Source organism: Arthrobacter sp. LFS091 (genome assembly GCF_047977885.1).
GTDB lineage: Bacteria > Actinomycetota > Actinomycetes > Actinomycetales > Micrococcaceae > Arthrobacter.
Genome location: NZ_JBFPFP010000006.1, coordinates 262,885 through 287,248 on the forward strand (window position 1 = coordinate 262,885; position 24,364 = coordinate 287,248).

The following is a 24,364-nucleotide window of genomic DNA, read 5'->3' on the forward strand; positions in this document are numbered from 1 at the left end:
AGTCCACCTAGAAATGCGTCGGTTCCTCCACCAGCGCCGTCGCTATGCTGGCTGCGTCTTCCAAGGCGGCGAGATAGCGCTCAGCGTCCAACGCCGCAGCACATCCGGTTCCCGCAGCGGTGATGGCTTGGCGATAGCGATGGTCAACGGCATCACCACAGGCGAAGACGCCTGACAGGTTGGTGCACGTGGTGGGTGAGTCAACCTTGATGTAGCCTTCGGCGTCGAGCTCCACCTGGCCGGCCACCAGTTCCGTCCGCGGCAAGTGGCCGATCGCGACAAAGATGCCCGCCGCCGCCTGCTCGCGGGTTTCTCCGGTGCGGGTGTCCTTGAGCGTCACGCCCGTGACTTTTGTGTCTCCGTGGATTGCGGTGATGGCCGAGTTCCAGGCGAAGCTGATCTTCGGGTTGTCCTTGGCCCGCTGCGCCATGATCCGGGAAGCGCGAAGTTCACCTTTACGCACGACGACGGTCACTGACTTCCCGAACCGCGTCAGGAAGGTCGCTTCCTCCATGGCGGAATCACCGCCGCCCACCACGATGATGTCCTGTTCGCGGAAGAAGAATCCATCGCAGGTGGCACACCAGGAGACGCCGTGTCCGCTGAGCTTCTTCTCCTCGGGCAAGCCAAGTTCTTTGTACGCAGAGCCCGTGGCAAGGATGACGGCCGGCGCTTCGTGGGTTTCGCCGCCGCCGGTGACCACGCTCTTCAGGTGACCCTGCAGCGACACCGACGTGACGTCGTCGAACACTATGCGGGCCCCGAATTTTTCGGCCTGTTCCTGCAAGTTGTCCATGAGCTCGGGGCCCTGGATGCCGGCCGGGAAGCCGGGAAAGTTCTCCACCTCGGTGGTATTCATGAGCGCACCGCCGGCAGTCACAGACCCGGCCAGGACCAGGGGTTTCAGACCGGCACGTGCAGCGTAGATGGCTGCCGTGTAACCGGCAGGACCGGACCCGATGATGATCAGTTGTTCGTTACTCATGGGAGACGCTCCTGGTGGTCGTGTTTAGCTGGCAGCGGGGATCAACGAGTCGATCAGAGTCTCAATATGTGTCCGGATCTCGTCACGGATGGGCCGGACAGCGTCCACACCTTGCCCTGCGGGATCCTCCAAAACCCAGTCCTCATAACGTTTCCCGGGGAAGTACGGGCATTCGTCGCCGCAACCCATGGTGATGACGACGTCGGACTCTTTGACGGCCTCAGTAGTGAGGACTTTGGGGATCTCGGCGGACATGTCGATCCCCAGCTCCGACATGGCTTCGACCGCGGCCGGGTTCACGGTGTCGGCTGGCTGGGAGCCGGCGGACCGGACCTCAATGGCACCTTGGGAGAGTGCGGTAAGGAAGGCGGCAGCCATCTGCGAGCGCCCTGCATTGTGCACACAGACGAACAGTACGGACGGCTTCTTGCCGGTCATTGATTCTCCTGACGGTAACAACTAAATCGTGGGTGCGCGCCAGGCCATCGGTCAAGCTCGGTCCTCCCCGTGCGCCCGGTTACGTCACCTATCCTTGTACGCGGGGGTGTTGTTGTGACGAAAAAATCGACCGCGGCAAATGTGCGGCTGGTCTATGCCGTAATGATCGCGGCTATCGTGGCATTGTTCGTTTGGGTGGCCCACGACGACCTCGTCCCCGCGTCTGTTTTCTTTGCATTGGGCGCGGCGTATGCGGCTTTCCTGTTTCGTGTCGTCTGGCGATCGAGCCGCGCATCAACGGTGATGCATTTCGCCATCGGCCTGATCTTCTTTTCCTTGATTTCCGTCAAGGATGATTTGGGAGCATTGGCGGCCGGCTCATGGTTCTTGGGAATCCTCGCCGGCGGAATCGCGGGCGGCCACACGTGGTCCGGGAAGCGCGCAGGGTCCGAGGTGACGCAGAATCGGGAACGCAACGGTGAAGGCTTTACCGGCGGCCGGCGCCTTGCACTGATCAACGCGGCCTGCGCCGTTGTCCTGCTCGCGATTGGCGTCGCCCATTTCGGCCTGCAATCGCCGACGCCGGCCGTCGGCGCCGTTCTGATTGGCTCCTTGGTTGCCGGCTGGGCAATGTTCCGCTTCCCGCCGTCGCTACTTACCAGGAACGTGCTCCTTCTGGTCATACCCGTTGAATTCTTTCTCCTGGTTTTCCTGGGCAGCAATACCGGCCAGTTAGCCCTTCCCTTTGTGTGGGCGTACGGCGTTCTGGGCGGCATCCTGTTGGGTGGGCGCTATTGGCGGGGTCCGCGGCTCGGCGAACCCCGCCCACCGTTCAACATTCAAGCCAAGCGGCGGCGGAAACGGAAGCGAAAGTCACCGGCTAAGGCAAAGCAGAAGCAAGTCGCCTGAAGACCGGCGATCACCGGCGCCTACCGCCCGACGGATGCTTGTTCCTCCTCCGGCGCCCGGACTACGGGTTCGCCAGAGGACCGTCCCAGCTTGCTGGGCCACCAGATCTTGGCCCCGATGTCGTAGGCAAGTGCGGGCACCAGGAGCGAGCGGACCAGCACCGTATCCAGCAGCACCCCGAATGCCACGATGAACGCCAACTGCACCAGGAACATGATCGGGATGACTCCCAGGGCTGCGAACGTCGCGGCCAGCACCACGCCTGCGGAGGTGATGACGCCACCGGTTACGGCCAGGCCACGGAGGATACCGGGGCGGGTCCCGTGCTTCAGGGATTCCTCGCGGACCCTGCTCATCAGGAAGATGTTGTAGTCCACCCCCAACGCAACCAGGAACACGAATCCGAACAACGGCACGGTGGCATCAGCTCCGGAGAACTTGAAGATCCCGTTGAACACCCATGCAGAGACACCAAGGGCTGCCGCGTAAGAAAGCACCACGGAGAGCACCAAGAGTACTGGCGCCACCACGGATCGCAACAGGAGCATCAGGATGAACAGGATGACCACCAGGACCACCGGGATGATGACTACCAGGTCACGCTGCGCGGTGGTGTTGGTATCCAACGCAGTGGCCGTCACACCGCCCACCAGGGCTTGGGAGTCAACGTCCCGGACCTCGGTTCGCAGGGCCTTCACGGCGTTCTCTGCTTCGATCGAATCGGCCGCAGAGTTCAACGTGGCGTTGATCAGCACCCTGCCATCGCGGACTGCCGGTTCGGAGGGGGCGCCCGGAGCTCCGGTGATCGGCACGTTCCCGTCAGCCAGGAAGTAAGCGTCGCCCACGCCGTCGGCCGCTTTGACCTTGTCCAGGACCTGCTGCGCGGCACCCTGGGAGGCGACCACGACGGCGGGGCTGCCGCTGCCGGCGTCGAAATGGCGCGCCAGCGCGTCCTGGCCGTCTACGGCGTCGGACTTGGCCAGGATGACGTCGGTTTGTGGGACGCCGTTGGCTTTGAGCTGCAGCACGCCCGCGGACGCTACAAGCAGCAGGAGGACCGAAGCGATCCAGACCACCCGGGGGCGCTTGGAGACGAGGGTTCCAACGCCCTTCCAGAGACCCTTTTGCCCCTCCAGGCCAGTAACAAGCTCGGGTTCGCGTTCGTCGTCGGGTAGTAGCTTGGGCCGGAAGGGCCAGAAGGCTGCACGTCCGAGCAGTGCCATAAGGGCCGGCAGGAGCGTGAGCGCGGCAAACAGGGAGCAGAGAATGCCGGCCGCAGCCACGGGCCCCAGCGCCTTGTTCGAGTTCAGGTCGGAGAAAAGCAGGCAGAGTAGGGCGATGATGACTGTGGCGCCCGAGGCGACGATCGGCTCGAAAGATGCCTTCCACGCTGTGATGACGGCACGGGTGCGGTTGGTGGTGTGCGTCAGCGCTTCACGGAACCGTGCCACAAACAGCAGAGCGTAGTCGGTGGCTGCGCCGATCACCAGGATGGACAGGATGCCTTGGCTTTGTCCGTTGAGTTGGATCCAGCCGAGCTTGGCCATACCGAAGACCAGCAGGATCGCTGCGCACAGCGCGAACACCGACGTGAACAACACCGCCAGAGGCAGCACCACGGACCGGTAGACGAGCAACAGGATCACGAACACTGCCCCCAGGGCCACCAGCAACAGGATGCCGTCAATCCCGCCGAACGCATTCACAAGGTCCGCGGTCAGCCCGGCGGGCCCCGTAACGAACGCCTTCATGCCATCCGGAGCCCCCGGCTGAACCACGTCGCGCAGCTCCTTGACCTTTTCCCTTAGCTCGTCCGAGGACGCCATGGGGACAATGAACTGAACAGCCTTGCTGTCCTGCGACGGGATGGGGCCGACGACGGCGCTCCCCAGCTTGAGTGCCTCAATGTCGCCTTTGAGCTTGGCTGCTTGAGCCAGCTGGGCGGGGGTGAAAGGAGCGTCGTTTTCGACGATGACCACTGCCGGGATCTCTTCCGAATCCCTGAACTTGGCCTGCCACTCACCGGCCTCGGTGGCTTCGGCGCCGGCAGGCAAGAAGGAGGCTTGGTCGTTGGAGGACACTTCACTGAGCCGGCCGAACGTCGGGCCGCCAATTCCGGCGATACCCAGCCAAGTGATGACCAGCACCAAAGGTACCAGCCATCTCAGCCAGAACGGTACTTTCTGCGCGTTCATATGTCCTTCTTCTCCAGGGATGATCAAGGGCTTTATTCCATCATAGATTATCTCTATGATGGAACTATTCCAAGAGTGCTCATCAACTGATGCCGGAATCTGTGGCAGCTGGGAGTAATATCCGGAAGGCAGTAAACAAGAGACGAACGCTGGCAGGAGGGCGCAATGTCTGACCCATCAGCTCCGCGCCATGACGCCGGCAGGCCCGAGAACGCAGCCCCGCAGGAACTCGTACGGCTCCTCCAGGACTTCACACTCGAAGCCAACCATTACGTCGACGCAGCCGGCGGACGCAACGACATGCACCGCACGGACTTGAATGCGCTCGCCGTGATCATGCGCCACTCCGCCGCGGGCCGGGTGGTCACTCCTGGCGTCCTGCGGACCGAGCTCCGGCTTAGTTCGCCTGCCACGACGGCATTGATCGACAGGCTCCATGCGTCCGGACACGTCGTCAGGGAACGGCTGGGCACTGACCGTCGGCAGGTCCAGCTCCATATGACGCCCAAGGCCTATCGCGACGGCAGCGCCATGTTCCTGCCGTTGGCCCTCCGAATGGGCAAGGCCATGGCCGCTTACAGTGCCGAGGAACTGGACCTTGTCAGCCGCTTCATGACGGACATGGTGGAAGCAACCATGGCTGCCCGCGAGGAAGCCAGCCACCCCCAATCCAACTAGCTCGCATTAGTCCGCGTTTTCAGCGCCCAAAACGCGAAATAATGCCACCCCGTTGGGTAGCGTTTGCCTATGAACGCGCAGCAGCCTGAAGATGTCTATACCCACGGGCACCACGAGTCGGTTGTCCGGGCCCACGCCTCACGGACGGTCGAGAATTCGGCGGCGTTCGTCATACCGCACCTAACCCCTGGCACGTCAGTGCTCGACGTCGGATGCGGACCGGGGAGCATCACGTGCGATTTCGCCGGGCTGGTTGCGCCCGCCCAGGTGATCGGCCTGGACCGCTCACCTGACATCGTTGCCCAGGCCACCGAACTTGCCGCGGAGCGTGGCGTGGACAACGTGAGCTTTCAGACCGGCAACATCTATGACCTGGATTTCGAGGATGAGAGCTTCGACCTCGTCCACGCCCACCAGGTCCTCCAGCACCTGACCGACCCGGTCGCGGCGCTCCGGGAGATGCGCAGGGTAGCCAAACCCGGAGCCATCGTTGCGGTTCGCGACGCCGATTTCCATGGCATGAGCTGGTTCCCGGAAGTCCCGGAGCTCGACGATTGGATGGAGCTGTACCAGAAGATCGCCCGACGCAACGGAGCAGAACCCGATGCCGGCCGACGCTTGGTCTCCTGGGCCCAGCAAGCCGGATTCACCCAGGTGGCACCCACCAGCAGCAACTGGCTCTACGCCACCGCCCAGCAGCGCGCCTGGCAATCCCGGGTCTGGAGCGAACGTGTGCTGCACTCCGCTTTCGCTGAACAGGCTCTTGAATACGGCTTGGCAAACGAAGCCGATCTTGCCCGGATCGCCGCGGGCTGGCACCGGTGGGGTGCCACGGAGGATGGCTATTTCCTCATTCCCAACGGTGAGGTGATCGCCCGCGCATAAAAACCCGAAAGATTCCGGAAAAGTTTGTCGCACCATGTAGAAATGCCCACCGCGGTTCCGACCCATGGATGAAAGCACCCACACGGGGTGCCGTTCATAAGGAGTTTGAGATGAAATACATGATCATGATGTTCGGGTCGGCTGAGGGCATGATGGAAACCGCCGACCCTGAGTGGATCCGGGAAATGATCGGGTTCATGATCCAGATCGACAAGGACCTGACGGAGTCCGGCGAACTGGTCTTCAACGCAGGCCTGACTGACGGAAGCACAGCCAAACTGGTCAAGCAGACACCCGACGGCGTGATCACCACGGACGGCCCCTACGCCGAATCCAAAGAGTCACTGGTGGGCTATTGGGTGATCGATGTTGCCAGCGAGGAACGCGCCGTGGAGATCTGTTCCAGCATTGTGAAGTACTCCCAGCTCGTGGAGCTCCGTGCCCTCGCCGATGGGCCGCCGGAGGTCTGACTGGGACTCCCACCGCACGAACGAATCGAGGACCTGCTGCGCACGCTGGCGCCGCAGGTCCTCGGCGTGCTGGCACGCAAGCACGGGCAGTTCGACGCCTGTGAGGACGCCGTCCAGGAAGCCCTGCTGGAAGCTTCGCTGAAGTGGCCTGCCGAGCTGCCACGCGAACCAAAAGCCTGGCTGATGGCTGTCGCCAACCGGCGCCTGGTGGATTTCTACCGAAGCGAAAGTGCACGGCGTTCCCGAGAGGAACATTTCAGCGCCATGGATACCCAGTCCACCTCAGTATCAGGGGCCGACGACACCCTGACCTTGATGTTCCTTTGCTGCCACCCAGCGCTCTCGTCTCCGTCGCAACTCGCCTTGACGCTGCGGGCAGTTGGAGGACTCACGACGGCGGAAATCGCCTCAGCTTTCCTTGTCCCCGAAGCTACCATGGGACAACGCATCAGCCGCGCAAAACAAGGGATCCAGAAGGCGGGAGCGACCTTCACCATGCCGCCGCCTGCCGAACAAAAGGCGAGGCTCGGCGTCGTACTTCACGTCCTGTACCTGATCTTCAACGAAGGCTACGCGGCCAGTTCCGGGGCCTCACTCCAGCGCGAAGACCTCACCACCGAGGCGATCCGGCTAACGCGGTTGCTGATGGCGGCCGTGCCTGATGACGGGGAAGTCGCCGGTTTACTGGCGCTGATGCTCCTCACGGATTCGCGTCGGAAGGCACGGACGCTGGCTGACGGGACTCCGGTGCCGCTGGCGGAGCAGGACCGGAGCCTGTGGAACCATCAACAGATCCAGGACGGCCTTGCCCTCCTGAGTTCAGTCCTGGGCCGGACCCGTCCGGGCCCTTACCAGCTACAGGCTGCGATCGCCGCCGTGCATGCCGAAGCCGCCACAGACGCCGCGACCGACTGGCCACAGATCCTGGCCCTGTATACGGTTCTGGAGAAGATGGCTCCCAGTCCCGTGGTGACCCTCAACCGTGCCGTTGCTGTGGCGATGGTGAAGGGCCCTGCAGCTGGACTCGCCCTGCTGGACGGCCTCGATTCGGCGCTGGGGAAATCCCACCGGCTTGATGTTGTTCGGGGACATCTTCATGAGCTGGCCGGAGACAGCGCCGAAGCCCGGAACGCCTACCTCGCGGCGGCCGCCAAAGCCGGAAGCCTCCCGGAGCGGCGGTATCTGATGGGTAAGGTGGCAGGGCTGGATACCGGCGGGGCTTGACCTACGACACACCCGCAGTGTCCGCCGAAATCACACCGTTGTGGTTTATGTTACTGGTGTGACTGCTGTTGCCAATGTGCAAGCGCTCACGTAACCTCAGGACTGCCGGGAGCATCTGAGGGGCCGCAGTCGTGCCTCCTCCAGAACCTCGCTCCCCCCGTCCCGTTTCGAGGTTTCTGTACATGGCTTTATCCCGATCCGCCCGCGGGGCCGCGGTGCTGTGCGCCGTCGTCGTACTCGCCGGGGCAGTGGTAACTCCCTCAGCGGCTGTACCCGCAAGAACTGTGCCCCTCACTGTCCGGGCATCTCCGGAGGTGCCCTCACCCGAGGAAATCGCGGCGGCCAAAGCCAGTGAAGCGGCGACGGCGGACCAGGTCGCCTCCATTGAGCGGATCCTCGCGGACGCAGCCGCTAACCAGCAGGCAGCCTCCACAGCTGCCATGCAGGCCAACAATGCCTACAGCGAGGCCCTGGTGGAGCTGCAGCAGAGGACCAAAACCGCCTCTACAGCCCGCGCCCAAGCCTCTGCCGCCCGGGAACAACAGGACAGGACGCGCAAACAAGTGGGGCAGATCGCCGGTGACCTGTACCGCAACGGTGGAGTGAATCCCGCACTCGTTACGCTGGCCGGCGGTAGTGAAAGCTTCCAGCAGGCCGCCACACTGGAGGCCCTCTCAGCCAGGCGAAACCGCGATCTCGAAGTTGCCATCGGTGCCGCCGCCGCATCCAAGTCCCTCTCTGCAGCTGCGGATGACGCCACCAAAGCCGCGGACGACGCGGCCAAGACAGCCGAACAGCGCAAAACGCAGGCTGAACAGGCCAACGCGGCGCAGGTCAAGGTCGTGGCCGACGCGAAAGCGCAGCGGACCACTTTCGTGGACCAGTTGGCCCAGCTCCGCAACACCACTGTTGAGCTTGAGACGGCCAGGGTGGATGCTCTGGACCGGCAGCGCGAAGAGGCACGGCTCGCGGCATTGACCGCCAGTGCCGACAAGGCAGAGCCGGATCAGGCAGCCCGGGATGAGGCAACGCCGCCGGACGCGCCTGGGCCCGCCGCACCGGCTCCGGCAGCCCCAGTCCAGGGTCCCGCCGCACCTCCGGCTCCTGCGCCAGCACCGGCGCCCGCTCCAGCACCCGCTCCGGCTCCTGCGCCCGCTCCGGCACCTGCGCCCGCTCCTGCGCCCGCCCCGGCACCTGCACCTGCGCCCGCGCCAGCGCCTGCGCCCGCCCCGGCGCCTGCGCCGCCATCGAGCGGGTCTTACGAAACAGCAATTTCCAGTGCCTTGGGTAAAGTCGGTTCGCCGTTCTACTACCAGTGGGGCGGTACCGGACCCTACGGGTTTGACTGCTCAGGACTGGTGCAGGCCGCCTTCGGCACCGCCGGGATGCGACTACCGCGCACCGCCTCGCAGCAGTACGCCGCAGCCCCGGTCCACGTCCCGCTGTCACAGGCGCGCCGTGGAGACCTCTTGGTATGGGGTTCGCCGTCCAACTTTTACCATGTGGCAATCTACTTGGGGAACGGGCAGGTAGTGCAGGCTTTGAACCCCCAGGAAGGCATCACGGTCTCGAACATCAGTTCAATGGTGGGTATGGAGCTCTACCCCTTCGCGGCCAGATACTAGGCACCGGCTCCCGGCTGCCGCAGACATCGGCCGTCCCATGCCTGGGTTTGTTCACCAAACCGCGGACGGCTTTGGGATGATGAAGTCATGAGCAATCCGGACCCGGACCTCTGGGCAGAATTCGACAACCTCAAACCTGCCCGCCCAGATCCCATGGGCGGCCATCCAAACAACCAACCTGCGGGTTTCGGTTTCAGAACGGGTGTGCGCAGCGCGAAAGTCGCCCTCGGATTCGCCGTGTATGCCCTTGTTCTGGGAACCACGCTGGTAGTCACAGGCGCCGTAGTCTTCATCGCCCCGAGTCAGTGGCTGCTCCTGGGATTGATGGTGCTTGTGCAAGCTGCTTTCGTTTATGGGTTCATTCAGCTGGCCCGCCAAGCGCGCAATCGGCGTTCCCCGAGCTGAGGATCCCGGAGCGGCGGTGTCTTCAGGCAAAATGGCAGCGCTAACAAAGGAAGAACCCTTATAGTCGAACCCATGGAACAGCGCATACTTGGCAAGACCGGCCGATCCGTCTCGACAGTAGGGCTCGGCACCTGGCAACTCGGGGCGGACTGGGGAGACGTGAGCGAAGCGGATGCGGTTGCTGTGCTTGAGGCTTCCGTAGACCACGGCGTCACATTCTTCGACACTGCCGACGTTTACGGCGATGGCCGCAGCGAGGAAATCATCGGAAAATTCCTCCGCGCCAACCCCGGTCTGGATATCACCGTGGCCACCAAGATGGGCCGCCGCGTGGACCAGGTGCCCGAAAACTACACACTCGAGAACTTCCGCGCATGGACAGACCGGTCGAGGCGCAACCTCCAACAGGACACCCTGGAGCTCGTCCAACTCCACTGCCCGCCCACCGCCGTCTACAGCCGCGACGAAGTCTACGACGCACTGGACACGCTGGTCAGCGAAGGGGCCATCCGCAACTACGGTGTCAGCGTCGAACGCACAGACGAGGCCCTCGAAGCCATCAAGCGCGGGAACACCGCCTCCGTGCAGATCATCCTCAACGCCTTCCGCCTGAAGCCCCTCGATGAGGTGCTGCCCGCCGCGAAAGCGGCCAACGTGGGGATCATTGCCCGTGTTCCCCTGGCCTCAGGCCTGCTGTCCGGGAAGTACACGGCCGCAACTGAGTTCCCGGCTAACGATCACCGCAACTACAACCGCGACGGATCATCTTTCGATGTCGGCGAGACCTTCTCCGGTGTCGACTTCGAAACCGGCGTCAAAGCCGCCCAGGAGTTCAGTGCATTGGTTCCCGACGGCGTCACCACCTCCCAAGCGGCCCTCGCCTGGGTCGTGGCACAGGACGGCGTCACTTCCGTGATCCCCGGAGCACGGTCCGCCGAGCAGGCCCGCGTCAACGCCGAGGCCGGAGAAATGCCGGTGGTCGGTGCGGGACTGGCCGACGGGGTCCGGGACATCTACGACCGCTACTTCCGCGAAGCGATTCACCCGCGCTGGTAGCCGCCAGGCCGCCGTCGGGCGTGGTTTTTACCAACCACTCCTGGTGGGGGTGTGTCCCTTCCGGGCGTCGTCCGGCATGGCCATTTCGGCGCGCAATCCAAGGAGCCGTATGGGCCGGTCCGGTTCGATTTTTCCGGTGAGGTCCAAGGCCTGGGCCAGGACTTCGTCACGGCTGAAGGTTGCCGGAATTTTCCTTGCATAGGTCTTGGTGAAGAACGGCTTGTAACGGACTTTCAGCGTAAGACCCACCACAGGCCGGTCCTCGGCGGCAACATCCTCAAGGACTCGGGCGGTCAGCTCCTTGACGGCGGCGTCCACCTCGCCCGGCTCGGTGAGATCCTGCTGGAAGGTTGTCTCGCGGCCGTGGGCGCGGGCAACCCACGGGGTGTCGTCGACTTCGGTGGCACCTTCGCCGCGACCTAACTGCGCGTACCAAGGCCCCATCTTGGGGCCAAATTCCGGGACCAGCTCCTGCGGGTCGGCTGCGGCGAGTTGGTTCACCGTGGTGATGCCGTGCTTCGCGAGGCGCTGTGAGATTTTGCTTCCGACGCCCCACAAATCCTTGGTGGGCTTGTCTCCCATGACCTCCAGCCAGTTTTCCTTGGTCAGCCTGAACATCCCTGCCGGCTTGCCGAAGTCCGTGGCATTCTTTGCGCGGACCAGGGTGTCCCCGATGCCGATACTGCAGTGAAGCCGGGTCTGTTCCAGGACGGCTTTTTGGATCTGCCGTGCGTAAGCTTCGGGATCCTCCGTTGTGACGCCGACAAAAGCCTCGTCCCAGCCGAGCACCTGAACAGTTGCGCCCGGCTGCTCGCGCAGGGTCGCCATCACCACCTCTGAAGCCGCCAGGTAGGCCTCCTGGTCCACTGGCAGGATGATGGCGTCGGGGACTTTCCGGGCCGCAATCCGCAGGGGCATCCCTGAGCCGACACCGAAGGCCCTTGCTTCGTAGGATGCCGTGGACACCACAGCCCGTTCCGTGGGATCTCCCCTGCCGCCCACAATGACCGGTTTGCCCGCAAGTTCGGGCCGCCGGAGTATCTCGACCGCCGCAATGAACTGGTCGAGATCAACGTGCAACACCCACGGAATTCCGCTCACGGGATCAGTCTGCCCCATGGCCGCGGGCCTTGGCTGTACCTTCACCACCTTCTTTGGGATCGGTTGCCGGTGAAATCAACCTTTTTCGGATGCATTCCCGCCACGGCGCGGCCAAAGAGGGTCAGGAAGCAACGCGTCCCAACCACTCCGTTCACCGGCATAAGCTGAGGTGGTGCAATTTTCTCTTTGGCTGGCCTTGGTTGGTGCCGGCACCCTGATCAGTTTCACTCCCGGCGCGGGTGCCATCTTCACCATGAGCAACTCGCTCAACTCTGGCTTCCGACGTTCCATTTGGGGCATCCTGGGCCAGCAGGTGGCGTTGGTCATCCATATCCTGATCGTGGCCCTGGGTGTGGGTGTCCTGGTTTCCAACTCCCCGGTCATCTTCAATGTGATCCGATACGCGGGCGCGGCCTATCTGGTGTACCTCGGCATCCGGCAGTTCCTTCGGAAACCCGATCTGGACGAAGAACAGGTTGAGGACAAGAAGAACGAACCCGCACTATCCATGTTCCAGCGGGGCGTCTGGGTCAACCTGCTGAACCCGAAAGCCATTGTCTTCTTCCTGGCCTTCATGCCGCAGTTCATCCGCCCGGACCAGCCGTTGGTCCAGCAATACGTGGTGTTGACCGCCACAGTTTTGGCGATCGACATCATGGTGATGTGGTTCTTCTTCGCCCTGGCAGCGCGTTCATTCCAGCGTTTCACCCACGACCAACGTGGCCAGAAGGTCCTCAACCGCATTTTCGGTTGCTTGTTCGTGCTGGTGGGCATCCTGCTGGCCGTCATCCACTAGCCAGGATCAGCTGGAGACCGTAGAACCCCGCACTACCAGCGAGCTCTCCAAGGTCACATGCGGCTCGGACAACTCGAGGCCCTCCATGAGCCCGCGCAGCTGCTCCCCCGCTTTGCGTCCCAGCGGGGTCGCAGGCAGGTGGACACTGGTGAGGCTGGGGTTGCTGGTGGCCGAATAGGGCAAGTCATCAAAGCCGGCCACCGCCAGCTCATCGGGGATGCGGACCCCCTCTACCCGCGCCTCCTGCAGCAGTCCATAAGCATGCGTATCGGTTCCGCTGACGACGGCGGTCACCCCCTCGCGCTGCCAGCCCGGCCAGGCGTCGGCGAAAGCGGCCGCGGCAGCACCGACGTCGATCGCTGTTCTGATGATGTGCTCCTGTGAGACGGAAAGGCCCAACGAGGCGGCTTCCTCCAGGAAAGCGTCCCGGCGCAGCTTGAACGTTTCCGTTCCGGTAATGCCGTCCACGTACGCTGCCCTCGTGTGCCCGGAGGCGGCCAAGTGCCGGGCAAGTTCGCGGGCACCCTGGGCAACGTCGAGGTTGACGGATGGTGCGAAACTTTCAAGTCCGGGCGCGTCCAGGAGCACCAGGGGTCCGGCCGCTGAGAGATCTTCCAGGAATTCGGCACTGGGAGCGCCCACCAGCAGGCCAGCGGGGCGGAGGGCCAGCAATTTGCGCACGTCGGAGGCCTGTGGCGACTCCCCCGAATCTGCCACTGACAGCAGCAACTGGTATTCGGCACCCAGCGATTCCCGCACTCCTGCGATCACATTGGCGAAGAACGGGTTGGACACGTCCGGGGTCACCAGGATGACAATGGAGCTCACCCCGCGGGCCAGCGAACTGCCGATGCTGTCCACCACGTAACCAAGCTCGGAAATGGCGGTACGAACGCGGGAGATGTTGTCGTCTGACACGCGGCCCTGCGTCTTGCCGTTGGCCACCAGCGATACGGTCGCCGTGGAAACACCCGCCCGGGCGGCCACCATCGCGGCGGTCACTCGTGGCGCGCGGGCATGGCGCCGTTCCAGGGATTCCATGCATCGATCGTAGCGCTGTTATGCCGCCCTGACCTGCGAGAAGGCATCAAGCGCTTAACGCAATGACCACAGCAATCACGTTAAGCGTTTGACGCGACACCCTTCGCAGTGCCAGAATCACCCCTGAATGCTTACCGCCCTGCCCCGGGCAAGTACCTGGCAGGCCCCAATGACGTGGAGAGAAACGTGGATCCCAACACCCGCAAGAAGATCATTCTTGACTGCGACCCTGGCCATGACGACGCTGTGGCAATGCTGCTGGCTCATGGCAACCCGGACATCGAACTGCTCGCAGTAACCACGGTGGTGGGCAACCAGACCCTCGAGAAGGTCACCCGCAACGCCCTTTCGGTGGCAACCATTGCCGGCATCACCGGTGTTCCCTTCGCTGCCGGCTGCGACCGTCCCTTGGTCCGCACCATCGAAACCGCCCCCAGCATCCACGGCGATTCCGGCATGGATGGCCCCGAGCAGCCCGAGTCCGCCATTGAGCTGGACCCGCGCCACGCCGTCGACCTCATCATTGACACCGTCATGGCACATGAGCCGGGCACGGTCACCCTGGTTCCCACAGCGGGCCTGACCAACATCGCCATGGCAGCCCGCAAGGAACCGCGCATTGTTGAACGCGTCAAGGAAGTCGTCCTCATGGGCGGCGGCTACCACGTGGGCAACTGGAGCGCCGTGGCGGAGTTCAACATCATCATCGACCCCGAAGCCGCACACATCGTGTTCAACGAAAAGTGGCCCGTAGTGATGGTGGGCCTGGACCTCACGCACCAGGCTCTGGCCACGGACGAGGTGGTGGAGCGCATCGCAAGGATCGGCACCAAGCCCGCCAAGTTCGTCATGGAGCTGATGGACTTCTTCCAGAAGACCTACAAGGATGCCCAGGGCTTCGACTTCCCGCCCGTCCACGACCCCTGCGCCGTGGCCTACGTGATCGATCCCTCCGTCATGACCACCCGCAAGGTCCCCGTGGACATAGAACTCCAAGGCAAGCTCACGCTCGGCATGACTGTTGCCGATTTCCGCGCCCCCGCGCCGGAAGACTGCCACACCTCGGTGGCCGTGGACCTGGACCACAAGAAGTTCTGGGATCTTGTCACCGATGCGATCGTCAGGATTGGCGAGCCAACGCTCGACGGCGGCGCTGACGCCACCACTGTTGACGCTACGGCCCAGGCCGTTCTGGCAGGAGAGGCAAAGTAATGTCCATCCTCGCCGAGACCAAGTCCACCCGCGGCAACGTCACCGCGCTCATGGTGGCCCTGCTGGCCGCCTGCGTTGCCTTCCAACTCAACGCCTCGATGCTCAGCCCCGCCCTAGTCACCATGGGCAACGAGCTCCAGACCGACCAAGCCACCATCGGGCTTTCCCAGACCTGGTTCTTCACCGCCGCAGCACTGTTCTCCCTCTTCCTCCCCCGGCTCAGCGACATCGTGGGACGCAAGAAGATCCTGGTGGGCATGATGCTCCTCATGGCAGTGGGCTCCGTCATCGCCGCCCTGGCCCCCGATGTCACGTGGCTGTTCGTGGGCCGCATCATCCAGGGTGTCAGCGGTCCCACGGTTCCGTTGTGCCTGATCATGCTCCGCTCTGCGGTCAGCAACCCGCGCAAATACGGCACCCTCATGGGCCTCATCACGGCGGTCAACGGCGGCGTGGCCGGTGTTGATTCCTTTGTTGGTGGCTACTTCGCTGAGAACTTCGGCTTCCGGAGCATCTTCTGGCTCATGGTGGCGCTGGCCGTCGTAGCGACCGCCCTGGTCGCAGTCCTGGCCGGTGAAAGCAAGCCTGCCGCGGGCACCACCATGGACTGGCTGGGCGTCTTCTTCATCGTGATCGCCGTGGGCGCGCTGCTGACGGCCCTGAACGAGGGCTCCAAGCTGGCCAGCGCTTTCGACTCCGGCACCCTCACCCTCGCGATCGTCCTCACGGTGATTGCCGCCGTCGCGTTCTACGCGTTCTGGACCGTTGAGAAGCGTGCCAAGCAGCCCATGGTGGAAACCGTGCACCTGCGCCAGCGTTCCACCTGGGCTCCGCTGCTGACCACCACGCTGACCATGACCGGTATCTTCGCGGTCATCAACGGCATCGTGCCCGCCTACGTTCAGGCAGCAGAGCCCGGTTTCGGCGTTGGCCCCACCGAGATGTCCCTGATGATCCTCACGCCCTACGCCCTCTTGGGGTGGGTCTTCGGTCCTATCAGCGGCCGCCTGGCACCGGTCCTCGGCTACACCAAGGTCCTGCGCATCGGCATGATCGGCAGCATCGTAGCCCTGGCCATCATCGCGTTCTTTGGCCTCAGCAGCCTGCCCCTGATGATCGTCGGAACCGCCTTGCTGGGCATCATGTACGCCGGTACGGTCAACATCATGCTCAATGGCCTTGGCGTTGTGCTCTCTCCCAAGGGAAACCCCGGATTCCTTCCCGGCATGAACGCGGGCGCCTTCAACCTCGGCGCCGGGTTGAGCTTCCTTGTACTCCCCGCCGTCTTGGTGGCTACGGCCTCATTGGGCGACGCGAAGGCGTCCTACCTGACTGTCATTGTGGTGGGACTCGCCATTACCCTGGCGGCCTTCGCAGCGTCCCTGCTGATCCCCAAGCCCGTTGAAGCCGAGGTTTCGGCAGAGGAAGAGGTCACCGCATGAGCACCGCAGCCAACGCGCCCAAGGCTGGAATCGTCGTCGTCGGATCCCTCAATGCGGACCTGACCATCTACACGGACCGGCTCCCCAAACCCGGCGAGACGGTTCACGGCAACGGCTTTGCGGTCAATCCCGGCGGCAAAAGCGCCAACCAAGCGGTGGCTGCGAGCAAGCTCGGCGGCGACGTCAGCCTGATCGGCGCGGTGGGTGAGGACTCCAACGGCACCATGCTCTTGGATTCAACGGCCAGCGCCGGGGTGGACGTGTCCCGCGTGCGGCGTGCGGATGTTGCAACCGGTGTCGCGGTTATTTCAGTGGACGCGAGCGGCGAGAACAGCATCATCATTTCGGCTGGCGCCAACGGCACCCTGACCCCGGCCGACGTCGAGCCTGCTGCTTTCAGCGACGCCGCCGTGGTGTGCCTTTGCTTGGAGGTGGGCACCGATACCGTGGTGGCCGCCGCTCAAGCAGGGCACGACGCCGGAGCTACAGTCCTGCTGAACCTCTCGCCTTACGCCGAGGTGCCGGAGGAACTGGCCGGGTTGAGCGACGTGTTGCTGGTGAATGCGCACGAGGCTTCGCTGTTCCTGGGTTCGGAAGCGGACATTCCTGACGCTGAGGCTGGCGTGGAGGCATGGGAGCCGGTCCGGAGCCAGTTTGCTGAGAGGGGCTTGCAGCGGGTACTGGTAACCCTTGGCGCCCAAGGCTCTGTGGTGCTGGACTCGTTGGCTCGCGGCGATGATCAGATCACCAGGATTGAGCCCACCCGCGTCACAGCCGTGGACACCACGGGAGCCGGTGACGCGTTCACCGGCGGGGTCGCCGCGCGGTTGGCCGCAGGCGATTCCTTGGCCGAAGCCGCTGCCTTCGCTTCCGTGGCAGCCGCGCTTGCTGCCACGAAGAAGGGCACGCAGGCCGCGTACCCGAGCGCCGCTGAGGTTGAGGAACTGCGGCGGCAGGCAGAATAAAGCCACGGGAACCGGATCAGGAATGCACACCGTCCGACCGGCGGACCTCGCTGAACTCGCTGCCAAAGCTGCGTCGGTTTCAACCGCCGCCGCTTCCCGACTCTCGTTTCATGTCCCTTTGCTATAGGCTCTCCAAGTCATCGGGAACTTGGGGGAACCATGAATAAACGAACTAAATCTGCCATCGCGGCCTTGGCTATTGCGCCAATAATTGGACTCGGATTTGCGTGGGCTGTCGCTTCCTCACCCTCGCGGGCTGTGACCGCAGGGGCAGGCGAAAAAAGTCACCCGGAGTGCTACAACGCCACCAAGCTCAACGATCCAAATGACTTCTGCTACCAGACAATAGGTCCTTGGAACAGCACCAGGTCCTCAGACGAGGAAGTCCGTTCGCTCATGTCCCTTGAACGCATGGTTGAGTTCGGTTTGAAAGTCGAAGAGATCCAGCGGTACTACCCCGACTACAGTCCGTCTTCCAAGTAGGCCCGATGGCGCCGCGCTCCGCCGGGCACCAGCTCAACCTCCGGCTACGCCGCTTAGGCGGACCGGCGGGCAGCGCGTTGGCTTGAGCGTTCCGCTGCCTTTCGGCTGAGTGCGCCGTGACCGGCCATGAGCCGGGGAACCACAACGTATACCGCAGCGGGAACCACCAGAGCCGTCAGCATCAAGGCGCGAAGCACCGGGTGCAACGGCTCCATGATGGGGCCCAGCAGCAGCATGCCGATGGAAACCAGCGGGAAAATTGCCAGCCAGGTGATCAGGGCTCGCATGTGGACCGAGGGGGCTTTCGGGTGCACTGGCGTTGCCGGCTCGACGCGGGTAGGCGTGGCCTGTTCGGTAGTGGCTTCGATGGTCACGAGGTTTCTCCAACCAGATAGTTGCAATTGACTGGAATCACCATAACCCCGGACAACATGAAATTACAACCACTTAGTTGGAAAATGCTAAGATGACCGTATGGCCTGGGACACGGAGCGAACCAAGGGGCTGCTGCTCAGTGCGGCAACCACAGAATTTTGCACGCGCGGACTGGCTGGCGCCCGCATCGACCGGATCGCCGCCGAGGCCGGCGTCAACAAGGAACGGATCTACCAATATTTCGGCAACAAGAACGCATTGTTCGACGCCGTGATTGTCACCGCCCTGACCAACCTCATGGATGAAGTCCCCATCGAGGGCTCCGGCCCTGAAGCCATGGCTGATTACGCCGGGAGACTTTTCGATCACCACCAGGTGGATGCCACTGCGCCGCGACTGCTGTTCTGGGAGGGACTGGAACGCGGAACCGACGTTGTGGGCCTACCCAAGCGGATGGCCAACTGCGCATCCAAGGTCAACAGCACCATTGCAGCCCTCCCCGGCATCTCGCGGGAGGACGCGGGCGATCTCCTCATCACCATCGTCAGCCTGTGCGATTCCGCTCCCGTTCTGCCGGCCCTTGACGGACTGATGGCCGGCGACAACCCGGGCCGCACCGAAAGGCGACGCGCCGCCGTCGTGCGTACCGTCCACTTGATGGCTGCCGCGCTGGCCGCCGAAGCGTCGGCATCTGAACCGGCAACAGCCGAAGCGACAACAGCCTGACTCCAGCAACCTTGTGACAGGTTTGACACGAAAAGTGACTCGCCTGTGAAGTAGCCCCTAGCCAAGAGGGGGTGCCATCAATCATGCTTGCCTCATGTACTCAACGTCGAGCCCATACCGCATCATTACGGTCTGCACAGGGAACATCTGCCGCTCACCCATGGCAGCCCTCATGCTCACCGAAGCCTTCGCAGCGGAAGGGCTCAGCGACGTTGTGGTGGTGGATTCGGCAGGCACCACCGGGTACGAGGTCGGACACCCCATAGACCCCCGGGCCGCGCGTGTCCTGACCGCCAAGCACATACCGTCGGAGAACCACGTTGCCCGCCAGTGGCGCAGTGAATGGTTCACTGAGCGGGACCTGATCCTCGCCTTGGATGTTGACCACTTCGGGTGGCTCCAGGAGGGCGCCCCGGACGCCGGCACACTGGAAAGAGTCCGGATGCTGCGCAGTTTCGATCCCGCCACGGCGGGTCGCAGCTCCCTCGACTTGGGCATCGAAGACCCCTGGTACGGAGGCCACACAGACTTCGACACCACCTGGACCCTTATCAAGGACGCCATTCCCGGGATCGTCCAACACGTCAAAACAGCCATCGGCCCCCAGGTCGAGGCCAAATCCGGCGATCACCAGCAGGTAACCTCTATGTCATGACCCCTGCACCTGTGATCATTGCTGTTGACGGCAGGTCTGGCGCAGGGAAAACCACGCTGGCCGTCGAATTGGCGGCCCGGTTGCGGCAGCACCACAAAGTTTCACTGTTCCACCTGGAGGACATCTATCCGGGCTGGAACGGCCTCATGCCCGGCATCGAACGGTACGTTGCCACGGTCCTCCCGCCCCTGAATGCCGGCGTCGCTGCCGAATGGACAAGTTGGGATTGGGAACGCCATTACGACGGCGGCCTGAAAGTCACCCTGCCCGCCGAGATCGTGATCGTGGAAGGCGTTGGCGCCGCTGCGGAAGCTGCCCGGCCGATGCTGGACGCCGTGGTGTGGGTCGAGTCCCCCGGTGACGACCGCCGTCGTCGGGCCTTGACGCGGGACGGAAGTACCTACGAACCGTACTGGGACACCTGGGCGGCGCAGGAAGACGCCTGGCTGGAATCGGACCCGGTGGCCAGCGCCGCGGACGTCCGCGTCCTCAACCGCGCCGATGGCAGCGCCCCCGACGACGTCCTGCAGGCCCTCATGTACCTGCCGTCCATGGCGGCAATCCTCGCCCCGGAGCTCAGTGCCCGCCGCGGACTTCAGCTCCGGTCCGAGCGCGTGGACACCATGCCTGACGCAGCCCGGCTTTTCGAGGCGCTTTACGGCCAGTCCGCCAACACTGTCTGGCTGGACTCCTCCAACGCCTCGGCCGTTGCGGGGACGTCCCAGGCCGCGGCACGCAGCCGCTTCAGTATTTTGGCTGACGACGGCGGCACTTACGGCCAGCTGGCAATGCACCGATCCGGCGTCACGCAAGTTACTGCCGGCTGCGCCACAGTGGCCACATCCGGGACGTTTTTCCGGTGGCTCGACTCCGTGTGGGGCCGCCGGGCAGTCCGGGCACCCCGCGGTTACGACGGCCAGTTCACGCTCGGCTGGCTCGGATACCTTGGGTATGAGCTCAAACGCGAAACCGGCGGGAGCGACGTCCAGTCCGAAACCCCCGACGCAGCGCTGCTCTTCGCCGGCCGCGCCATCGTCCTCGATCACCGCGAACAAACCGCGTGGCTGCTCGCCCTGGATGCGCCCGACGCCGACGCCTGGTTCCGCACGGCACGCAGCGCCGTCGTGGCCGCCGCCGTCCCGGCTGCCACCGCCGTCGACGCTCCTTCGGGGACGGTCCCTGAATTCGTCAGCCGCGACTCCGCTACAGACTACAAGCGGAAAATCGCGGCCTCCCAACACGAAATTTCTGAAGGCAACTCGTACGAGGTCTGCCTCACGACCACCCTTGAAGCACCCGCCGGCAGCCTGGATCCTTGGGTTGCGTACCTAAACCTTCGACGCCGCAACCCGGCACCGTTTGCCAGTTACCTCCGGTTCGGCGAACTGGTGGTCGCGAGTACGTCACCCGAACGGTTCCTCCGGATCCTGTCCGACGGCGGCATGCGCGCCGAGCCGATCAAGGGCACGCGCGGACGCAGTTCCGATCCGGCTGAGGACGCAGCCTTGCGGCACGACCTGGAGACCTCGCTTAAGGACCGCGCGGAGAACATCATGATCGTGGATCTGCTGCGCAACGACCTTAGCCACTTCGCGATCCCGGGTTCGGTCACTGTGAGCCGGCTGTGCGCGATCGAAAGCTACGCTACGGTCCACCAAATGGTAAGCACAGTGGATGCGCACCTCAATCCGGGGGCTCCCCGGGCCGAAGCGGTTGCCGCCGCATTCCCTGCGGGCTCCATGACCGGTGCTCCCAAAATCAGCACCATGGACATCCTCGACCAGCTTGAGTCGGGGCCCAGGGGGATCTACTCGGGAGCTATCGGCTACTTCTCGCTCAACGCTGCCACGGACCTCGCCGTGGTCATTCGAACCCTGGTGGTAAACCCTTCCGGAGCGAACGGGCGGACCCTGAGCCTGGGCGTGGGCGGGGCTATCACCGCAGATTCAGTGGCCGATGACGAGTACGAGGAAATCCGGACCAAGGCGTACGGCGTGCTGTCCACGCTCGGCGCAGGCTTCCCGGACTGAGGAACTACTGGAGCGTCGCCGTCAATCTGGCCACGTTATCCACATACTTGGCCAGCGGGGGCCTATCAACCCAGTCTTCCAACATAAGCTCACGGGACACCTCGCGATACGTGGACTCCACGGCGCGCATGAGGTTCACGGTTTCGGTGCCCAACAACATCACCGAAACCTCCATGTTCAGGGAGAAGGAGCGCATGTCCATGTTGCTGGAACCAAGAACTGCCACTTCATCGTCAATGGTGAAGTGCTTGGCGTGGAGGACGTACGGTGCCCGGTACAGGTAAATGCGCACGCCGGCACCCAGGAGGGCCTCGTAGTAGGAGCGTTGGGCGTGGTGGACCAGGAACTGGTCGCCTTTCTCGGAGACGAACAGCTCCACGTCCACGCCCCGCTGCGCCGCAGTGGTGATGGCGTAGAGCAACGAGTCATCCGGAACGAAGTACGGGCTGCAGATGGAGATTCTGTGCTGCGCGGAGTAGATCAGGGTGTTGAACAAGCGGAGGTTGTTCTCCGTCGCAAAACCCGGACCACTCGGAACCACTTGAGCCGTGACGTTGCCGGGAGACGGCTGGGAAGGCAGCCGGAGCTGGTCCTCCAGGGATTCGTCCGTCTCGCTGAGCCAGTCCGTCGCGAACACGACGTTGAGGGTCGCCACGATCGGGCCTTCAAGTCGGGACATGAGTTCAACCCACTTGCGGCCCACCTTGCGGTGCTTGGGGTTGTTGTACGAAGGCTCGATCAGGTTCTGCGAGCCCGTGAAGGCAACGATTCCGTCAATCACCAGGATCTTGCGGTGGTTCCGGAGATCAGGGCGCCGCCACTGGCCATGGATGGGAAGCAAAGGAAGCATCCGCCGCCACTGGATCTTTCCAGCCTTGAGCCTGCGGATCAGCCGCCGGTAGCCCTTCACCCTGAGTGTCCCGATGTGGTCGAAAAGCAGCCTGACTTCAACCCCACGTTCAGCCGCTTTTTCCAACTCCGTCAGCAGCTCGTCCGTGACGGAGTCGCTGCTCATGATGTAGAACTCTGCGTTGACGTACCTGGTGGCACCCCTGACTGCCTCGGCCATGGCCTTGATGGACTCTTCGTAGCCAGGAATGAGCTCTACCTTGTTGCCATCAACCATGGGCAAGGAACCCAGCCGATGGTTGAGTTCTCCTGCCGATTTCACCCATTCGGGGCCCGAGTAATCGCTCACGGGATCGGACAGATCGGAGGTTACGGCGCGGACCCGGCGGTTGACTTCTTCCTGCTGCTCACGCCTGCGCTTTGACAGCTTGAAGTTTCCGAAAAGAAGGAACAGGACGAATCCGACCGATGGGATGAGGAACACAGCCAGGAGCCACGCCATGGCCGTGGTGGGACGACGGTTACCGGGAATGATGCCAAGCAGCACGATGCGCATGGCAATTTCCACAATGGCCCAAACACCCAGTAACCAGGTCCACTCCTGGCCCAAAGGAAAAGGAAAGAGCACCGACCAACCCCCACGTTCCGTGAACAACAGTGACCACAGCCTATCCGGCAAAGTCATATCCAATGGCCCGGCACTAAGCTGGGACCATGACTTCACCTGCCCCCACGGTCCTGGTTTTCCTGGATCCCGCGTTCGAAAACGGCCGACTTGCCGATTCCAGCCAACCTCAGCTCATGGCAACGGATCTGGGCGCCACACGTGGCGATGGAGTGTTCGAATCGCTGCTGGCGGTCCAGGGACACCCCCGCAAGGTCCAGGCGCACCTGAACCGTTTGGGCGGTTCCGCGGATGCGCTCGATCTCACACTTCCGGAGCAGGACGCCTGGCGCAGGGCCATAGATACCGCCATAACCGAGTTCCGCCGCGTCCACCCGGCCCCGACGCCGGAGGAGGACGAGGTAGTCGTCAAGCTGATCGTGACCCGCGGCGTCGAAGGCGCTGCCAGTCCCACCTGCTGGGTACAGGCCTCACCGTCCCCAGCGGGCGGCCGTCGGCAACGCGAGACGGGCATCGACGTCGTCCTTTTGGACCGCGGCTTCGACACCGAAGCCGGAGAGCGTGCACCCTGGCTGCTGCTGGGCGCCAAGACGCTCTCGTATGCGGTCAACATGGCGGCCCTCCGCTACGCGCACAAGCAGGGCGCTGACGACGCCATCTTTACCTCCACAGACGGCCGCGTCCTGGAAGGCCCGACGTCCACCGTGCTGCTGGCTCACCTTGAGGAAATCGACGACGGCGAGGGTTCGGTCAGGACTGTACGCCGCCTCATCACACCCCAACACGACAGCGGCATTCTGCCCGGAACCTCCCAAGGCGCCCTGTTTGCTGCAGCGAAGGCAGCAGGTTGGGAGCTTGGCTACGGGCCGCTCGTCCCACAGGACCTGTTCGACGCCGACGCTGTCTGGCTTATCTCGAGCATCCGCTTGATCGCTCCCGTGAACCACATCAACGGCAAGGAAATCGGCACGCCCGCTGTGCGGAAGCAGCTCACAGCCGAGTTGAACGAGCTGTTCGCCGGAATCGAGTAATCCTGTCCCGCGGAGCCCACGGATAGGGGGCTCCGCTTGGAACCTAGCAGGTCACAAGCAGAGTAATCGCTCGCGTGACTTATAGATAAGAAATGCTTGGCCTCAGCCACAACGCTCCTGCGGGTCCAATCGCAATTCTTATCCTCCTTGAAATGCTCATCCG

At 63.4% G+C, this 24,364-nt stretch carries 24 protein-coding genes; 17 read left to right on the forward strand and 7 right to left on the reverse strand.

Translation table 11 applies throughout. From position 1 onward, the window contains the following. Positions 1–7 precede the first annotated feature (7 nt). Positions 8–985, reverse strand: coding sequence for a thioredoxin-disulfide reductase (gene trxB, locus ACNQOP_RS13320; RefSeq protein ID WP_416404755.1), 978 nt, complete (start codon positions 983–985; stop codon positions 8–10). Between the two features lie 24 nt (positions 986–1,009). After that, a complete protein-coding gene (locus tag ACNQOP_RS13325; RefSeq protein ID WP_416404756.1) occupies positions 1,010–1,423 on the reverse strand; it encodes an arsenate reductase ArsC in 414 nt (137 codons plus the stop codon). Positions 1,424–1,537: 114 nt separating this feature from the next. Between ACNQOP_RS13325 and ACNQOP_RS13330 the strand changes: the two genes are divergently transcribed. Continuing rightward, positions 1,538–2,332: a hypothetical protein gene (locus ACNQOP_RS13330; RefSeq protein WP_416404757.1), complete on the forward strand. Its 795-nt coding sequence runs from the start codon at positions 1,538–1,540 to the stop codon at positions 2,330–2,332. Between the two features lie 20 nt (positions 2,333–2,352). On the opposite strand, the gene ACNQOP_RS13335 is transcribed toward ACNQOP_RS13330, so the two are convergent. After that, complete coding sequence (locus ACNQOP_RS13335) at positions 2,353–4,527, reverse strand: MMPL family transporter (protein WP_416404758.1); 2,175 nt, start codon at positions 4,525–4,527, stop codon at positions 2,353–2,355. Between the two features lie 165 nt (positions 4,528–4,692). Here ACNQOP_RS13335 and ACNQOP_RS13340 point away from each other — a divergent pair, with 165 nt between their 5' ends. From ACNQOP_RS13340 to ACNQOP_RS13370, 7 genes are all read left to right on the forward strand, one after another. After that, complete coding sequence (locus ACNQOP_RS13340; RefSeq protein WP_284987521.1) at positions 4,693–5,205, forward strand: MarR family winged helix-turn-helix transcriptional regulator; 513 nt, start codon at positions 4,693–4,695, stop codon at positions 5,203–5,205. 69 nt (positions 5,206–5,274) lie between these two features. Then, a complete protein-coding gene (locus tag ACNQOP_RS13345; RefSeq protein WP_257369412.1) occupies positions 5,275–6,090 on the forward strand; it encodes a methyltransferase domain-containing protein in 816 nt (271 codons plus the stop codon). A 110-nt stretch (positions 6,091–6,200) separates the two neighbouring features. Beyond that, on the forward strand, positions 6,201–6,560 hold the full coding sequence (locus ACNQOP_RS13350; protein WP_416404759.1) for a YciI family protein: 360 nt from the start codon (positions 6,201–6,203) through the stop codon (positions 6,558–6,560). Between the two features lie 24 nt (positions 6,561–6,584). Then, positions 6,585–7,784, forward strand: a complete 1,200-nt coding sequence (locus ACNQOP_RS13355) for an RNA polymerase sigma factor (RefSeq protein ID WP_416404829.1) — start codon at positions 6,585–6,587, stop codon at positions 7,782–7,784. 182 nt (positions 7,785–7,966) lie between these two features. After that, positions 7,967–9,409, forward strand: coding sequence for an NlpC/P60 family protein (locus tag ACNQOP_RS13360; RefSeq protein WP_416404760.1), 1,443 nt, complete (start codon positions 7,967–7,969; stop codon positions 9,407–9,409). Between the two features lie 87 nt (positions 9,410–9,496). After that, positions 9,497–9,814 carry a hypothetical protein gene (locus ACNQOP_RS13365; protein WP_416404761.1) on the forward strand — a complete coding sequence of 106 codons (318 nt, stop codon included), beginning with the start codon at positions 9,497–9,499 and terminating at the stop codon, positions 9,812–9,814. 72 nt (positions 9,815–9,886) lie between these two features. Continuing rightward, positions 9,887–10,870 carry an aldo/keto reductase gene (locus tag ACNQOP_RS13370; protein ID WP_257369407.1) on the forward strand — a complete coding sequence of 328 codons (984 nt, stop codon included), beginning with the start codon at positions 9,887–9,889 and terminating at the stop codon, positions 10,868–10,870. A gap of 27 nt (positions 10,871–10,897) precedes the next feature. On the opposite strand, the gene ACNQOP_RS13375 is transcribed toward ACNQOP_RS13370, so the two are convergent. Next, positions 10,898–11,989: a DNA polymerase IV gene (locus ACNQOP_RS13375; RefSeq protein ID WP_416404762.1), complete on the reverse strand. Its 1,092-nt coding sequence runs from the start codon at positions 11,987–11,989 to the stop codon at positions 10,898–10,900. Positions 11,990–12,143: 154 nt separating this feature from the next. Between ACNQOP_RS13375 and ACNQOP_RS13380 the strand changes: the two genes are divergently transcribed. Then, entirely contained in the window at positions 12,144–12,767 is a 624-nt protein-coding gene (locus ACNQOP_RS13380; RefSeq protein ID WP_309993846.1) for a LysE family transporter, read from the forward strand. Positions 12,768–12,773: 6 nt separating this feature from the next. Here ACNQOP_RS13380 and ACNQOP_RS13385 read toward each other — a convergent pair whose 3' ends face one another. Then, entirely contained in the window at positions 12,774–13,808 is a 1,035-nt protein-coding gene (locus tag ACNQOP_RS13385) for a LacI family DNA-binding transcriptional regulator (RefSeq protein ID WP_416404763.1), read from the reverse strand. Between the two features lie 174 nt (positions 13,809–13,982). On the opposite strand from ACNQOP_RS13385, the gene ACNQOP_RS13390 reads away from it, so the two are divergent. The 4 genes from ACNQOP_RS13390 (at position 13,983) to ACNQOP_RS13405 (ending at position 17,910) form a co-directional block, all read left to right on the forward strand. Continuing rightward, complete coding sequence (locus ACNQOP_RS13390; protein WP_416404830.1) at positions 13,983–15,020, forward strand: nucleoside hydrolase; 1,038 nt, start codon at positions 13,983–13,985, stop codon at positions 15,018–15,020. After that, complete coding sequence (locus ACNQOP_RS13395) at positions 15,020–16,462, forward strand: MFS transporter (RefSeq protein ID WP_416404764.1); 1,443 nt, start codon at positions 15,020–15,022, stop codon at positions 16,460–16,462. The genes ACNQOP_RS13390 and ACNQOP_RS13395 overlap by 1 nt, the downstream gene beginning before the upstream one ends. Beyond that, the gene (locus ACNQOP_RS13400; protein ID WP_416404765.1) at positions 16,459–17,427 is read left to right on the forward strand and encodes a ribokinase; all 969 of its coding nucleotides are present in this window, start codon (positions 16,459–16,461) and stop codon (positions 17,425–17,427) included. Before ACNQOP_RS13395 ends, ACNQOP_RS13400 begins: the two co-directional genes overlap by 4 nt. A gap of 159 nt (positions 17,428–17,586) precedes the next feature. Next, positions 17,587–17,910 (forward strand): hypothetical protein, encoded by a 324-nt coding sequence (locus ACNQOP_RS13405; RefSeq protein ID WP_416404766.1) that lies wholly within the window; start codon positions 17,587–17,589, stop codon positions 17,908–17,910. Between the two features lie 53 nt (positions 17,911–17,963). On the opposite strand, the gene ACNQOP_RS13410 is transcribed toward ACNQOP_RS13405, so the two are convergent. Further along, positions 17,964–18,284: a hypothetical protein gene (locus ACNQOP_RS13410; RefSeq protein ID WP_416404767.1), complete on the reverse strand. Its 321-nt coding sequence runs from the start codon at positions 18,282–18,284 to the stop codon at positions 17,964–17,966. A 100-nt stretch (positions 18,285–18,384) separates the two neighbouring features. On the opposite strand from ACNQOP_RS13410, the gene ACNQOP_RS13415 reads away from it, so the two are divergent. The 3 genes from ACNQOP_RS13415 (at position 18,385) to pabB (ending at position 21,696) form a co-directional block, all read left to right on the forward strand. Then, complete coding sequence (locus ACNQOP_RS13415; protein ID WP_416404768.1) at positions 18,385–19,011, forward strand: TetR/AcrR family transcriptional regulator; 627 nt, start codon at positions 18,385–18,387, stop codon at positions 19,009–19,011. Between the two features lie 94 nt (positions 19,012–19,105). Continuing rightward, positions 19,106–19,666, forward strand: coding sequence for a low molecular weight protein-tyrosine-phosphatase (locus tag ACNQOP_RS13420; RefSeq protein WP_416404769.1), 561 nt, complete (start codon positions 19,106–19,108; stop codon positions 19,664–19,666). Then, positions 19,663–21,696 carry an aminodeoxychorismate synthase component I gene (pabB, locus tag ACNQOP_RS13425; RefSeq protein ID WP_416404770.1) on the forward strand — a complete coding sequence of 678 codons (2,034 nt, stop codon included), beginning with the start codon at positions 19,663–19,665 and terminating at the stop codon, positions 21,694–21,696. The genes ACNQOP_RS13420 and pabB overlap by 4 nt, the downstream gene beginning before the upstream one ends. Positions 21,697–21,700: 4 nt before the next feature. On the opposite strand, the gene cls is transcribed toward pabB, so the two are convergent. Further along, positions 21,701–23,173 carry a cardiolipin synthase gene (gene cls, locus ACNQOP_RS13430; protein ID WP_416404831.1) on the reverse strand — a complete coding sequence of 491 codons (1,473 nt, stop codon included), beginning with the start codon at positions 23,171–23,173 and terminating at the stop codon, positions 21,701–21,703. 86 nt (positions 23,174–23,259) lie between these two features. Here cls and ACNQOP_RS13435 point away from each other — a divergent pair, with 86 nt between their 5' ends. Further along, entirely contained in the window at positions 23,260–24,201 is a 942-nt protein-coding gene (locus tag ACNQOP_RS13435; protein ID WP_257369386.1) for an aminodeoxychorismate lyase, read from the forward strand. Positions 24,202–24,364: the final 163 nt, after the last annotated feature.

Bases quoted from the DNA above. Each gene is read 5' to 3' on its own strand.
- ACNQOP_RS13340 (WP_284987521.1), top strand. From the start codon at position 4,693: ATGTCTGACCCATCAGCTCCGCGCCATGACGCCGGCAGGCCCGAGAAC.
- ACNQOP_RS13365 (WP_416404761.1), top strand. From the start codon at position 9,497: ATGAGCAATCCGGACCCGGACCTCTGGGCAGAATTCGACAACCTCAAA.
- ACNQOP_RS13345 (WP_257369412.1), top strand. From the start codon at position 5,275: ATGAACGCGCAGCAGCCTGAAGATGTCTATACCCACGGGCACCACGAG.
- ACNQOP_RS13435 (WP_257369386.1), top strand. From the start codon at position 23,260: ATGACTTCACCTGCCCCCACGGTCCTGGTTTTCCTGGATCCCGCGTTC.
- ACNQOP_RS13420 (WP_416404769.1), top strand. From the start codon at position 19,106: ATGTACTCAACGTCGAGCCCATACCGCATCATTACGGTCTGCACAGGG.
- ACNQOP_RS13325 (WP_416404756.1), bottom strand. From the start codon at position 1,423: ATGACCGGCAAGAAGCCGTCCGTACTGTTCGTCTGTGTGCACAATGCA.
- ACNQOP_RS13395 (WP_416404764.1), top strand. From the start codon at position 15,020: ATGTCCATCCTCGCCGAGACCAAGTCCACCCGCGGCAACGTCACCGCG.
- ACNQOP_RS13405 (WP_416404766.1), top strand. From the start codon at position 17,587: ATGAATAAACGAACTAAATCTGCCATCGCGGCCTTGGCTATTGCGCCA.
- ACNQOP_RS13335 (WP_416404758.1), bottom strand. From the start codon at position 4,527: ATGAACGCGCAGAAAGTACCGTTCTGGCTGAGATGGCTGGTACCTTTG.
- trxB (WP_416404755.1), bottom strand. From the start codon at position 985: ATGAGTAACGAACAACTGATCATCATCGGGTCCGGTCCTGCCGGTTAC.
- ACNQOP_RS13415 (WP_416404768.1), top strand. From the start codon at position 18,385: ATGGCCTGGGACACGGAGCGAACCAAGGGGCTGCTGCTCAGTGCGGCA.
- ACNQOP_RS13375 (WP_416404762.1), bottom strand. From the start codon at position 11,989: ATGGGGCAGACTGATCCCGTGAGCGGAATTCCGTGGGTGTTGCACGTT.
- ACNQOP_RS13385 (WP_416404763.1), bottom strand. From the start codon at position 13,808: ATGGAATCCCTGGAACGGCGCCATGCCCGCGCGCCACGAGTGACCGCC.
- ACNQOP_RS13400 (WP_416404765.1), top strand. From the start codon at position 16,459: ATGAGCACCGCAGCCAACGCGCCCAAGGCTGGAATCGTCGTCGTCGGA.
- ACNQOP_RS13350 (WP_416404759.1), top strand. From the start codon at position 6,201: ATGAAATACATGATCATGATGTTCGGGTCGGCTGAGGGCATGATGGAA.
- ACNQOP_RS13370 (WP_257369407.1), top strand. From the start codon at position 9,887: ATGGAACAGCGCATACTTGGCAAGACCGGCCGATCCGTCTCGACAGTA.
- ACNQOP_RS13360 (WP_416404760.1), top strand. From the start codon at position 7,967: ATGGCTTTATCCCGATCCGCCCGCGGGGCCGCGGTGCTGTGCGCCGTC.
- pabB (WP_416404770.1), top strand. From the start codon at position 19,663: ATGACCCCTGCACCTGTGATCATTGCTGTTGACGGCAGGTCTGGCGCA.